Source organism: Ruegeria sp. ABV4_181, assembly GCF_056158465.1.
In genome coordinates, this window is the sequence record NZ_JBSWTI010000002.1 from 674,482 (window position 1) to 687,229 (window position 12,748).

The window sequence follows — 12,748 nt, forward strand, 5'->3', positions numbered from 1 at the left end:
GCCACTGCTTGAAAGCGCAATCATGGCGTGACAAGACAAGGTGACCTGCAGACTTCAGCCTCAGCGGAGTGTCGATGCCACCGAACCCGGACCCAGACATGACGAACGCCGCCCGGCGGGCCTTTTTTGCCGAAGTGGTCAGACCTCACGATCTGGGGCACAGGCTGATCCGGGTCGGGGATTTCGGCGATGGCGGCTATCTGCTGCCCAACGATCTGGACGGCATCGCCGCCTGTTTCTCGCCGGGTGTGTCGCGGCAATCCAGTTTCGAGATGGATCTGGCAAAACACGGGATTCCGTCTTTCATGGCCGATGGCTCGGTCGATGAACCGCAACTGAACGTCCCGAACGCAGTTTTTATCAAAAAGCACCTGGCCGCAAAGACGGGCGAGGATGTCATGTCGCTGGCGGACTGGATGGCGCAATGCGCCCCGCCTGACGGGGATCTGATCCTGCAGATGGACATCGAGGGTGCCGAATACGGTGTTCTGTCCACCTTGCCGGCCGATCTGCTGGCCCGGTTTCGCATCATCGTGCTGGAGCTTCACCGGATTCCTTCGATCCTGATCAAACCTGGCGCGTTCCGGCGCGCGCACCCTGCCCTGACCGCCCTGAAGGACGGACATGTCTGCGCCCATCTTCACCCCAACAACGCGTCCGGCACGGTCGAGATCGATGACGAGACATTCCCGCGCGTGATCGAGGCCACTTTCGTGCGGCGGGACCGGGTGAAACAGGCCGTGCCGGTGGTGGATCTGCCGCATCCCTTGGACCGGCGCCACCGGCCGAACGGGCCGGCCCTGTCATTGCCAAGGGAATGGATCGGCCCTGCGCCCGACGCGGATTGACCAACGAAAAACGGGCACCGCATGGCGATGCCCGTTCCTCGGAATTCGTCGGGATCAGATCGACTCGTCGATCCAGCTTTGCAGCGCGGCCTTGGGCGCGGCACCTGCTCGGTTCGAAACGACCTGACCGTCCTTGAAGATGAACAGCGCCGGGATACCGCGCACGCCCATTGCGGCAGCGGCATTCGGGTTGCTATCAACATCGACCTTGGCGATTTTCACCTTGCCACCATATTCGTTGGCCAGCTCTTCCAGGGCCGGACCGATCTGCTTACAGGGCCCGCACCATTCGGCCCAGAAATCGACAACCACGGGGATGTCGGAATTCTTGACTTCGGCGTCAAAGGTTTCGTCGGTAACGGCTACGGTCGACATCTTCTGTCTCCTGAATGGGGTAAACTTGGGATCAGAACGTAGGGTCGGGACATTCCAAGGTCAAGATATCTGGGCCCTGGCCAGTGCATCCGTCACAAGATCGTGTGGCAGCCACATCAGGTCCGCCGTGCGGGTCCACAGGATCGCGGTGCGAATCCCGCGACCCGGATAGATCTGCGCCAGAGCCGCGGCATAGGCACCCATCTGCCGCAACAGCCCTTCGGGGCAGCGGGCCGGGTCGTCCGGCACCGTGGTATTCGATTTGAAATCAATCACCTGGACTTCGGTGTCGGTCACGACAAGCCGGTCGATCACACCGTGCAAACGCCGCCCGTTCAGCACAGCGGTCACCGGAACCTCGGCCAGCGTGTCCGGGGCAAAAACCGATTGCAAATGGGGGGCCGTCAGAACCCCCTGCGCCTCGTGCAACAACTCCTGCCGTTCCGCGTCCTGCATACCGGGCAGAACCCGGGCGCAAAGCTCGGGCCAGAAATCAGGCGCGACGCCGGGCAGATGTTCCAGCAACAGATGCAGCCGTGTGCCGCGCAGTTTTGCGGCCTCTTCATCCTGCCCGGTGTCGCCCGGCAGGGCCTTGGCCCCACCCAGATCAGACGGGCTGAGCGTGTCCGGCGCGGGTTCGGGCGTGGTTACAGGGGACCGGAAGTGATCCGGCAGGTCGATCCCCTCCACCACATCGGACGCCTGTTCGACAAGCGGCAACGCGTCCCAGTCGCCATGCGCCAGCCGCAGGGTGTCCGAGCCCGGCAACCGCGTGGCCCCTGCCCGCCCCACCGCCGCCTCGACCATCTGATACCAGCTGGTGCCATCCTTGCCGACATCTCCGGCCGCGCCGACGATCAACCACTTTTCGGCCCGAGTCAGAGCCACATATAACAGCCGAAGCCGCTCGTTCTCTTCCCGCGCGCGTGCCTCGGCCCGGGCTTTGGCGATCAGGGCCGGAGACGCATCCGCCGGCACTTTCCACAGCGGCGTGCCCTCGCCCACCATGATCTCGGCATCGCGGGGTGCTTGCCTCTTCCCGGTGTCCGGCAGAATTACAATCGGGGCTTCCAGCCCTTTGGAGCCATGCACCGTCATCACCCGGATCATGTTGCCGACACCGCTCATCTGGCGCTTGATCTCCAGATCGTCGGTCTGCATCCAGACCAGAAACCCGGTCAGGCTGGGGATATCGGTACGCTCATACGCCAGCGCCTGAGACAGCAGCGCGTTGATCCCGTCCTCGGCCTCGGCCCCCAGACGGCCCAGCAGTTTGCGTCGCCCGTCATGGCGGGTCAGGATGCGCTCGATCAGGTCATAAGGGCGCAAAAAGTCGATCTGGCCGCGCAGATCGTTGAGGATGTCCAGCGTTTCAGGAAATTCCTCAGCCCGCTGGCGCAGCGCGGCCCACAGGAATTGTTCCTGCCGCCGATGCGCCAGATCGAACAATTGCTGTTCGGTCCAGCCAAACAAGGGTGATTTCAGCACGGTGGCCAGCGACAGGCTGTCCTCGGGCGTGGCCAGAAAGCTCAGCAGCGCGGCCAGATCCTTGACGGCCAGTTCCGCCCCCACCTTCAGCCGGTCCGCTCCGGCGATGGGCAGGCCCTGTGCCTTGCAGGCGCGGATGATCTCGGCAAACAGGTCCGACCGGCGCTGCACGAGGATCAGAAAATCCCCCGGCTGCACCTGACGGCGCACGAAAGTGCCGGGTGTTTCACCATCCTCGGGGATCGTTTCACCGTTGTCGATCATGTCCTTGATCGACTGGGCCACCTGCTCGGCCAGAATGACAGTGTGGTGCCGCGCGCCGGGTCGGTCCACCGGGTCAGTCCAGTCGCCGTCATCGTCATCCTCGACCTTTTCCACCACCGGCCATAGATCGACCCGACCGGGCAGATCAGCCTTGAATGCGCGGTGCAAACTGTCCTTGTGAAACCCGGCATCCGCGCGGTTTTCGAACAGAATATCGACCAGAGACAGGATCGCGCTGGAGGATCGGAACGAGTATTCCAACGTCGAATCCCACAGTTTAGAGCCTGATTCCGTCAGTTTCCGACCAAACTCGGCCTGCATCCGGTCAAAGGCCTGCGGGTCGGCACCCTGAAAGGAATAGATCGACTGCTTCTTGTCGCCGACGACAAAGATGGTGCGTTCCACCCCGGACCGGGCGCCTTCCCCGCTGGTGAATTCCTGCGCCAGCTTTTCGACCACATCCCATTGGTCCGGGCTGGTGTCCTGCGCTTCGTCCACCAGAATGTGGTCGATGCCGCCGTCGAGCCGATACAGCACCCATTCCGCCACGGCCGGGTCGTTCAGCACCTGCCGGGCGCGCAGGATCAGGTCGTCGAAATCCAGCCAGCCGCGCAACTGCTTGCGCCGTTCATATTCCGGCAGGAAGGCGGCGGCAAAACGATGCAGGACATGCGCCTTACGGGCGGCAACCAGCGCCAAACGCCGCTCGCGCGCGGCCTCGACGCGCAGCATGAACGCCTCAAGCTGCAGCATCTGACCGGCCAGAGCACCTTCGCGTAGCGCTTTGGTCGGAAAGCTGTTGATCTTGGCGGTAAAGGGTTCTTTGGCGGATTTTCCGGTCAGAAAAACACTTTCCAACACGGGCAATACGCTGATCCGTGCCCCGGAAAACGCCGCGAGTTTCTCGGCTGCCTTGGCGTTGTTCCCGCCGCTTTCGGCCAATGCGGGACGGATCGAGCGGATCAGGTCAACTTCACCACCCAAAAACACGCGACCCAAAAGCGTATCTTCGTCAAACCTGTCAGGCAGATCGAAACGACGCAGCAGATCGGACCAATCCAGAGGGTCCGCAAAGAGGCCGCGTTTCTGCGTGATCGCCGCGGTCAACTTGTCGAACCCGGTATCGGTGACAAACCGCGCAACATCTTCGATCAGCGCGGCCTGTGGGCCTTCAGCAAAATCCTCGACAATTTCCTCTCGCAGCAGGGCAGCGGCGCGATCTTCCATCTCGGAAAACTGCGGGCTGACCCCCGCCTCCAGCGGGAAGCGGCGCAAAAGCGAGGAGCAGAAGGAGTGGATCGTCTGGATCTTCAACCCGCCCGGCGTTTCGATGGCGCGGGCAAACAGGGTGCGGGCCTTGGCCAGACGATCCGTGTCGATGAGGCCCTGCACACCAAGATCGGTGAGCTGCTCCAGCAGGGGTTCGTCGCCCAGCATGGCCCACTGACCCAGCCGCTTGAACAACCGGTTCTGCATCTCGCTGGCTGCAGCCTTGGTATAGGTCAGGCAGAGGATGTGCTGTGGCTGCACCCCGCCCAGCAGCAGTCGCGCCACCCGGTCGGTCAGAACCCGTGTCTTGCCCGATCCCGCATTGGCCGCCAGCCAGGTCGAGGCATCCGGGCGCGCGGCCTGCACCTGCCGCTCGGTCGCATCGTTGCGGGGGCTCATGTCAGATCCTCGGGGCTGGTGTCATCGGTGCGGTCCCATTCACCGAACCGGGCCAGATGATCATAGTCGCCCACGTCACTGTCCTTGTGCAGCATCCGGCGGGCAGTGAAGCCCTGATCAGGCTCTAAATAGGCCGAAATCAGTTGTTTCAACTCAGCCAGTACCTTGTCGGGCGGCTCTTTCGTCAGGGGCGCGGGCACCTCTTTATAGGTGCCGCCCATACCAATGAACACGGCCTCGGCTACGGCCGAAGGGTCCATCCCTTCGATCCCGCCCTGCTCGGCCATCGCCGCCTCGATCAAAAGCTGTTTGTCGAATTTGGCCTGCTGGCTTTCGGTGGGCGGTGTCCCGGTTTTGTAATCCACGATCCGCAGCGCGCCACGGCTGTTGCGATCAATCCGGTCGGCCCGGCCCGCGATGGTGAAATCCAGCGGGGCCAGCACCAGTTTCATGGCCGCCTCAAAGGCCACCGGCCCGCCGTCACCCCGCCGCGCGGTCTCGGCGCTCAGGAAATCATCTGCGATCCGCTCCAGCCGGGCCAGCCACAATTTGCGGGCGGTGGGCCAGGCCACGTGCTGGTCCAACAGCAATTCGGCCCGTTTCAGGAAATTTTCACGGGTCAGCAAGGCGGTATCCAGCACGCTGTCCTTAACGAAATGTTCTAGAATTTCGTGAATGACGATGCCGCGCAACAGGGCATCCGGCGCCTGCACCAACGGATCAAGGGGTTTCAGACGCAGCACATGCTTGGCGTAGATCGCGTATGGGTCGCGGATCAGCCGCTTGATCTCGGTGACGCTCAGGCGACGTGGGCGCGCGGCGACCGGTGGCCGCGGAGACGGGCGCGGGGCCGGGTCGATGCGCGGCGCGGCCTCCAGTTCCTCGGACCAGCGCAACCATTGCTGCCCGCGCGACCGCATACCGGACAACGCCACGGGGCCGCCCTGCTCCGGCAAGCCCTGCAGCAAGTTGGTCAGACGGTTCAGCCAGCGCGACGGCACGGTTTCCGCGTCATCCGAGCGGGTGGCGCGGGTCAGCCAGACTTCGGGCGCGCCAACGGCCTGCTGAAAGTCATGCGCGGACAGGCCGATCCGGCGTTCCGGCAGCAACAGCCCGGCCTTGTCTCGCATTTGTCGGTTCAGCCACGGGTCCGGCGCGGCGGCTTCGGGCCAGGAACCTTCGTTCAACCCGCCCAAAATCAGCAGATCAGCCCCCTGCACCCGGGCTTCGAGCGTTCCCCAGATCATGATATGCGGATGCGGCGCGTCCCGGTCGCGGACCTCTTCCCCCGCCAGAAGCGCACCCAGAAGATCCGCGAAATCATGGGCGGTCATCGGGCCGCCATGCCGGGCCTCAACCTCAAGCGCGGTCAGTACCGCCAGCGCTTTCTGGCCTGCATTCTTATCCCAGAGCGTCCCGGTTTCACCGGTGCTGCCCGCCGAGATCGCCTGAGCCAATTCGCGCAGCCGCACCACCCAGTTGGACAACGGTTGTTCGCCCGAAACCTGCTGATCGCAAAAGTGGCGGATCAGCCATTGAATCCAGCCGTCCGGCATCTCTTTGCGGATGGCGCAGGCGGTCAGGCTGACACTGTCGGGGAAGGGTGGCCCGTGACGCCGCAAATCCAGCTCCAGATCACGTGTGTGCAGCAGATGCGCGCCCCGGTCGCCCCCGTCATGGCAGAGCGGATGTTTGAGAAGGGTCAGCAGTGCTTCGGAATCCAGCCGCCGCGCAAACAGCCCGGCCACGTGACGCAGAAACCGGCCGGGCGGCGACAAATGTAACGGCAGACCAGCGCTGTCATCAGGCAGGATATTCCACCGATCCAGCGCGGCGCTGACCTGACGGGTCAGCATCCGGTCTGGCGTGATCAGGGCAGCGGTCTGCCCGGTTTCGGCCGCTTGTCGCAGGCGCAGCGCAATGGCCAGCGCTTCGGCGCGGGGGGATTGCGCCTCGACCAATGTAAGGGCCTGCGTGGCTGCGTCCAGATCGGTTAGACGCGGACCTTCGGACATCCAGGCATCGGTGATCGGCGCGGGGCGTAAAGCCAGTGAAATCAGCCGGTTGCGCGCGGGCGAGGGGGGCAGATCGTCGGTCCAGCGCGCGACCTGACCCGGTTGCATCCCAAGTTGCGTCAACAGCTTGCGGAACCGGTATTGCGGGTGATCTTCCGAGGTCAGCGCCTCATCCAGCCTGTCCCAGACATGGTCGGGCTGGTCAAAGTCGAACCCCGGCAGGATCAGCGCCCCCTGCGGCAGACGGGCCACCGCCTGCATCAGCATCAGGGTGGTCCCGCGCGAACCGGTGGACCCGGCCAGTAGGACGGTGTGCTGCGGCGGCGTGATCTGCCAGCGCGCGATCAGGTTTTCCACAACCCGCCTTTGCCGCGCCTGTGCATCCAGCGCGTCGGGGCCTGCGTCGATAAAGTGATCGGCGATCCCGATGAAAGCCTGCGCGCGGGCCCAGTGGCCGGACATGTCGCTTACATCCAGGTTTCGGATGGCGTCCGGCCGGACGCCTTCGCCCTGCATTTCGTCCATCAGGGCAGCCAGACTGTCGGACAGGTCAAACAGGGAGGCGCGCGCGGCCAGATCGGGCTGTTGCTCCAGCAGCTTGGCAATCAGCTGCGTCAGTTCCAACCGGCGCCGCAGCGGAGGGATGGCGGGTGGGACCTGTGCCAGATCGACGCTCTCGCCCAGATCGGTCACCAGCGACAGGCGTGGCAACAGACAGGCCGGGCCCTGATCGAAAAGCTCGCGCACCCTGCGAGCCATGCGGCGGGTGTTGACGACCAGTTGAACCCGGGCCAGCGCCTCGGGCGGGTGGTCCGCGCTGCGGGCCATCAACCCTTCGACCAGCGCCTTGGGGAAATCCGCGCCGGGCGGAACCGCAAAGATGCGGGGCACGGGGCCGGGCTCAAACATCGGCGATCAGCCCTTCGGCCAGAGCAATGCCTTCGGGGCGTCCGACATCGCACCAGCGGCCGGGATAGGTCAGCGCGAAAAGGCGACCGCTCTTTTGCATCCGGTCCCATAACAGGTTCAGCGAGAACGCGGTTTCGGTAAACGCCATCAGCCCCTCGGTCTTCGTGATCTGCGCGCCACCATAGATCAGGCCGGGGCCGCGGGTGATCCGGCCGTCTGCGTCTGCGGTGAAATCGCCGGCCCCCGTATGTCCGATGGTCCGGGCCACCGGAACACACATCAACAGTGCGTCCATCCGGTCCGGGTCCCAGGCCCGGGCCAGCATCTGCAACGGGTTCGGCCCGGACCAGATCGCGTCCGTGTTCAGGGTAAAGACAGGCCCGGGCCCCAGCAGCGGCATAGCTGCCCGCAGCCCGCCGCCGGTTTCCAGAATCTCGGGCTCTTCCCGCGACACGAGTACGCCCCTGGGCGCGAGATGCGCCGCCAGAGCTTCGGGCCGATAGTGCAGATTGGCGACCACGCGGGCAGGGCGCACCCCGTCCACCAGATCCAGCGCGTGGTCGATCAGGGGCCGGCCCGCAACCTCGATCAGCGGCTTGGGCCGATCCCGGGTCAGCGCGCCCATGCGGGTGCCGAACCCGGCGGCGAACAGCATGATGGCGTCGGGGTTTCGGGTCATGTCCGTCTGAGCCTGTCGAGGTTTTCCGGCGTCGGTTCGGGCAGGGCCTCGCGTACCAGATCGGCGACCGAAACCAGCGCGGAATGCTCCAGATCGCGCATCAAGTGGGCCCAGGTGGCGGGGATCAGATCGACGTAGCCGGGTTTGCCGAAATCCGTCGCCAGACGAGCGAAGACGCCCAGAATCCTCAGGTTTCGCTGTACGCCCAGAACCGCGTAGGCCGTGCGGAAATCATGGTCATTGATGCCGGTCGCGGCGATATACTGATTGACCATCCGCATTTCCGTTCCCGGCGATACGTCGCGGCGGACATCCTGCAGCATCGACACAAGGTCATAGGCCGGGTGCCCCAGCATGGCGGTCTGGAAATCCAGCAACCCGACCCGTTTGACGCCGGTACGTCCGGGCAGCCAGATCATGTTTTCCGCATGGTAGTCGCGCTGGATCACCACTTTGATGCCCGAGGTTTCCTGATGCAAAATGTCCGAAAACCGATGTTCGAACCGCTCGCACGCGTCGCTATCGTGCTGGCCCAGAACACCCTGCGCGTATTTGGTAAAGGCCAGCGCGGACAGTTCGGTCATCAGGGCCGGGCCATAGGATTGCAGCGACAGGGTCGGCGCCCGGTAGAGTTCGATCAGCACATCGGTGGCGGCTTCGTAAAGCTCACGCTCCATCTGCGGGTGCCGTTCCAGAACGCGGGCGAACAGGTCATCGCCCAGATCCTCAAGCAGCAAGAAGCCGTATTGCGTATCTTCGGCATAGATCTCAGGCGCGCTCAGCCCGACCGAGCGCAGGTATTCAGCCATGCGCACAAAGGCTTCGACGGGTTCCGCCTTGCCCGGAGGGGAATCCATCAGGATGGCCGTGCGGCCTGTGTCCGGATCGGTCAGACGTTCATAACGGCGGTTCGAGGCATCCCCGGCCAGCGGCGCGCGGGACGCGCCGGACCACAGGGTTTGCGCAATCAGCGCTTCGGCCAGCACGGCCCGGTTGGTCATGCGGCCGCCTCCAGTTTCCGGGGCCATTTCGGATCGGACCAGCTGAGGGTCAGGTGGCGTGTTTCCATCGCATCCGGATCTGTTTCAAAGTTGAGGTTAAGGGCCGTGTCAGGTGTCAGCGACCCCAGTTTGCCCGGCCATTCGATCAGGCATATTGCAGCGTCAAAGGCTTCGGTCAGGCCCAGTTCCTCGACCTCTTCCTCGGCGCTCAGACGATAGAGGTCGCAGTGCCAGATTTCGCCGCCGGTCGTGTCATAAGCCTGCACCAAAGTGAATGTGGGCGAGGGGACATCTTCGGGCACCGTCATCAGCGACTGAATCAGACTGCGCGCGAAATGAGTCTTGCCGCTGCCGATCTCGCCCTCAAGCAGCACGATGTCGCCGGGGCGCAAACGCGCGCCAAGCCGCGCGGCCAGCGCGGCGGTGTCTTCCGGCGATTTGAGAATAAGCGAAAGGGCGTGCAACGTCATGGCGCCACAATGACCGCGCGCCCGGCTGGCCGCAACCCGGTTCAGGCGCTGATTTTCGGGATCGGCTGCGACGTCTGAGCGCCCCCTTTTGCCGAAAACCGGACGATGGTCGCGCCATTCTGCATCGGGCTGACGAAACAGGTCAGTGCGGGGCCTGTGCGCAGGCGAATTTCACCGGACCATTCCGCGCGGTTGTCGCGCATTTCGACAAAGTCGCGGATGTCACCCAGAATGGGCGTGGCGGCACAATGCGCCTGCCAGGATCGCGTCACCTCAAGCACCGAATCCGGTTCGAACCCGGCTTCGCCGGTATCGCCCCAAAGCTCCTGATAGGCGCGGTTGGTGAAAGCCAGCGTGCCGTCATCACCAAATACGGCGACGGCATCCGCCAGTTTGTCGAGAACGGATTGCATCAGATCCATTTCCGAACGGAACCGCCGGGTCAGTGTAATCTCGGCCGTGATATCTTCGAACAGGAAGGCAACAGCGCCGTCGGGATGCGGGCGGCCGCTGACCGAATAGACCGACCCGGAGGGCAGCGACCAGGTTTCTTGGTAATTGCCGTCTTCTGCCGCCTCCAGCAGGTCGTTCATCCGACTTCGCCAGCTGCGGTAATTCTTGGGTTCAGGCATCATGTGCTGATCGCGCAAACGGTCGAAAAAGCTGGACAGGCTGGGGCGGCAGCTCAGGAAATCTGGGGGCAGGGTCGTCAGGTCGATCAGCGCGGGGTTGAACAGCGCCAGCTGGCGGTTCCGGTCGAAAATGGCCAGCCCGATGGACAGCTGGGCGAAGGTCTTCGTCATGGTCTGAACAAATTTGCGCTGTGCCGTTTCGGCCGCGACGATGGCATGGATATCCACCGCATAGCACAGCAGTCCTTCGGGATGATCGACCAGCGTCAGGTCGAACCACAGCTTGCTGTCGCTGTCCTCGGAAGAAATCGCGACGCGGGTCTTGGCGCTGAGGCGCGTGTCATCTTCGGCGCCCGGAAACAGCGGCGCGGTCAGGTCGGTGTCATGGCCGCGAACCTTGCGGACCAGCGTTACATAGGCGGCATTGCACCAGCGGACATTGCTTTGATGGTCCAGCAGCCACACCGGGTAGGGCGCGCGTTCCATCGCCAGCCGGATCGGGTCATTCGCGTCGCGCTGAACCGCCGGCCTGTGTTCGACGCTGTCGCGCAGCTGCACCCGGACAATCCCGTCGATCCATTCGCAAAGAACGTCGCGCTCGACCGTACAGTCTATGGCCGGGATGACCAGAGTCCCCTCGCGACGCACGCGTTCCGGCGTTTCGGGAAAGGTCGGAAAGTCCCGTTGCAACAGCCGTCGCAGGTCGGGCCAGTCGCGGACCGCCTCGAACCCTTCCAGCGCGATATCGGAATGGCTGATCAGACGGTTGCCGTCGAACAGGAACACCGCATCGAACAATGACGCCGGCGCGGACAGTCCGAAATTATCGCCCCTTTGGCGGCGGCGCGGCAACAGCCATTGAACCGCCAGGCTGGCGGAAACCAGGCTGATTGCGGCCAGAATGATCCAGTCGACCATGCGCCCTCCGGTGCTGAAATCCCAAAGACGAACTATGCGGCTTATTGGTTAACAGGGTCTTAACTCAGACCCGGATCTGCTGGTTTGCGCCGGACGGAACCGGGGTGTCGCCGATCTGCGCATCAACCAGATTGCGCGGCCACGAGACCCGGACGATCGCCCCCCGTCGTTCGGGATTGTCGGTCATCGTCTGGTACGGGTCCGAGCCGTTGGCAAAGTCCAGTTCGGCGCCGCTGCGCTCCAGCAGGGTCTTGGCGATGAACAGGCCCAGTCCCATGCCCTCATATTCCGGCCGGGGGCGTTGTTCGGGGTCCGCCCGCCGCCGCCGCATGAAAGGGTCTCCGATCCGGCCGATCATCTGGGACGGATAGCCGCGCCCGTCATCCATGATGTTCACGGTGATTGCCTCTGCTGTCCATTCCGCCTCGACCCAGACATTGGCGCGCGAGAAATCCACCGCATTCTGGATCAGGTTGCGCAGCCCGTGGATGATCTCGGGCTTGCGCAGGATCGAGGGCTGCTGAACGTCGCCGTCGTCGGCCGGACCTTCGGCGAAATGCACGGCCTTGCCCCGGTTGATATGCGGCTCGGCAGCTTCGTGAATCACGGTGGACAGGGGGGCCTGGCGCAGATGCAGGTCGTCTTTGCCCGCCCGGCCCATATCGCGCAGGATGTCGCGGCAGCGGTTGGCCTGTTCGCGGATCAGCGCGGCGTCTTCCTTCAGGTCGGGGCGGTCATCCAGCTCCTCGATCAGTTCGGAACTGGTCAGCTTGATCGTGGCCAGCGGCGTGCCCAGCTCATGCGCGGCGGCGGCGACCACGCCCCCCAGATCGGTCAGCTTCTGTTCCCGGGCCAGCGCCATATGCGTGGCCGAGAGCGCATCGGACATCGACTGCACCTCAGAGCTGACACGGTGCGAATAAGCCCCAAGAAAGACGATGGCGATGACGATGGCGGCCCAGTTGCCGAACAGCAGGATATCGGGGATCTCAAGATCAACGCCCAGATCGGTGCGCAACGGCACGTGAAACTCGGCCAGCAGGGTGGTCAGGGCGATGGCAACCCCGCCGATGATCAGCGTCGACCGGGTGCTCATGACGCTGGCCGAGATCGTTACCGGCCCGACCAGCAACAGCGCAAACGGGTTGTTCAGCCCACCGGTCAGGTAAAGCAGGATGGTCAGTTGCAGCAGATCGAACAGCACCATCAGGAAGTTCTCGAACTCCGACAGGCGTTTGTTGCGGGGAAACAGCAGGATCGCGGTCAGGTTGCCCATGACCGAAACGCCGATCGCCAGATAGCACAGCGTGACGTCCAGCTGCACGCCATAGGTGTGCTGCGCGACAGTGATGGCGGTGATCTGGCCGAAAATGGCCACCCAGCGCAACAGGATCAGCGTGCGCAGCCGGATCCAGCTGCTGCGTTCCTGGCCGCGCCAAAATGTGATGTTGGAATTTGCCATCGGTCCATTATGTCCTGTT

Annotated in this window: 9 protein-coding genes; 1 reads left to right on the forward strand and 8 read right to left on the reverse strand. The window is 63.8% G+C overall.

Annotation, left to right across the window (positions count from 1 at the left end):
* Positions 1 to 98 precede the first annotated feature (98 nt).
* On the forward strand, positions 99 to 848 hold the full coding sequence (locus tag ACXAC3_RS03365) for an FkbM family methyltransferase (RefSeq protein WP_475156330.1): 750 nt from the start codon (positions 99 to 101) through the stop codon (positions 846 to 848).
* A 54-nt stretch (positions 849 to 902) separates the two neighbouring features.
* Here the strand turns inward: ACXAC3_RS03365 and trxA are convergent, their stop codons facing one another.
* From trxA to regB, 8 genes are all read right to left on the reverse strand, one after another.
* Complete coding sequence (gene trxA, locus ACXAC3_RS03370) at positions 903 to 1,223, reverse strand: thioredoxin (RefSeq protein WP_170760960.1); 321 nt, start codon at positions 1,221 to 1,223, stop codon at positions 903 to 905.
* Positions 1,224 to 1,283: 60 nt separating this feature from the next.
* Entirely contained in the window at positions 1,284 to 4,643 is a 3,360-nt protein-coding gene (addA, locus tag ACXAC3_RS03375) for a double-strand break repair helicase AddA (RefSeq protein ID WP_475156337.1), read from the reverse strand.
* Positions 4,640 to 7,567 carry a double-strand break repair protein AddB gene (gene addB, locus ACXAC3_RS03380; RefSeq protein WP_475156343.1) on the reverse strand — a complete coding sequence of 976 codons (2,928 nt, stop codon included), beginning with the start codon at positions 7,565 to 7,567 and terminating at the stop codon, positions 4,640 to 4,642. The genes addA and addB overlap by 4 nt, the downstream gene beginning before the upstream one ends.
* Positions 7,560 to 8,246, reverse strand: a complete 687-nt coding sequence (locus ACXAC3_RS03385) for a nucleotidyltransferase family protein (protein ID WP_475156350.1) — start codon at positions 8,244 to 8,246, stop codon at positions 7,560 to 7,562. Before ACXAC3_RS03385 ends, addB begins: the two co-directional genes overlap by 8 nt.
* The gene (locus ACXAC3_RS03390; RefSeq protein WP_475156354.1) at positions 8,243 to 9,247 is read right to left on the reverse strand and encodes an aminoglycoside phosphotransferase family protein; all 1,005 of its coding nucleotides are present in this window, start codon (positions 9,245 to 9,247) and stop codon (positions 8,243 to 8,245) included. Before ACXAC3_RS03390 ends, ACXAC3_RS03385 begins: the two co-directional genes overlap by 4 nt.
* Entirely contained in the window at positions 9,244 to 9,717 is a 474-nt protein-coding gene (gene tsaE / locus ACXAC3_RS03395) for a tRNA (adenosine(37)-N6)-threonylcarbamoyltransferase complex ATPase subunit type 1 TsaE (protein WP_475156356.1), read from the reverse strand. The genes ACXAC3_RS03390 and tsaE overlap by 4 nt, the downstream gene beginning before the upstream one ends.
* Before the next feature lie 41 nt (positions 9,718 to 9,758).
* Positions 9,759 to 11,267, reverse strand: a complete 1,509-nt coding sequence (locus ACXAC3_RS03400) for a PAS-domain containing protein (RefSeq protein ID WP_475156358.1) — start codon at positions 11,265 to 11,267, stop codon at positions 9,759 to 9,761.
* 64 nt (positions 11,268 to 11,331) lie between these two features.
* Positions 11,332 to 12,729, reverse strand: coding sequence for a sensor histidine kinase RegB (gene regB, locus ACXAC3_RS03405; protein WP_475156364.1), 1,398 nt, complete (start codon positions 12,727 to 12,729; stop codon positions 11,332 to 11,334).
* Positions 12,730 to 12,748: the final 19 nt, after the last annotated feature.

What these genes read in the sequence shown, in the direction of transcription:
- tsaE (WP_475156356.1), bottom strand. Translation starts at nt 9,717, where the DNA reads ATGACGTTGCACGCCCTTTCGCTTATTCTCAAATCGCCGGAAGACACC.
- trxA (WP_170760960.1), bottom strand. Translation starts at nt 1,223, where the DNA reads ATGTCGACCGTAGCCGTTACCGACGAAACCTTTGACGCCGAAGTCAAG.
- ACXAC3_RS03385 (WP_475156350.1), bottom strand. Translation starts at nt 8,246, where the DNA reads ATGACCCGAAACCCCGACGCCATCATGCTGTTCGCCGCCGGGTTCGGC.
- addA (WP_475156337.1), bottom strand. Translation starts at nt 4,643, where the DNA reads ATGAGCCCCCGCAACGATGCGACCGAGCGGCAGGTGCAGGCCGCGCGC.
- ACXAC3_RS03390 (WP_475156354.1), bottom strand. Translation starts at nt 9,247, where the DNA reads ATGACCAACCGGGCCGTGCTGGCCGAAGCGCTGATTGCGCAAACCCTG.
- addB (WP_475156343.1), bottom strand. Translation starts at nt 7,567, where the DNA reads ATGTTTGAGCCCGGCCCCGTGCCCCGCATCTTTGCGGTTCCGCCCGGC.
- ACXAC3_RS03365 (WP_475156330.1), top strand. Translation starts at nt 99, where the DNA reads ATGACGAACGCCGCCCGGCGGGCCTTTTTTGCCGAAGTGGTCAGACCT.
- ACXAC3_RS03400 (WP_475156358.1), bottom strand. Translation starts at nt 11,267, where the DNA reads ATGGTCGACTGGATCATTCTGGCCGCAATCAGCCTGGTTTCCGCCAGC.
- regB (WP_475156364.1), bottom strand. Translation starts at nt 12,729, where the DNA reads ATGGCAAATTCCAACATCACATTTTGGCGCGGCCAGGAACGCAGCAGC.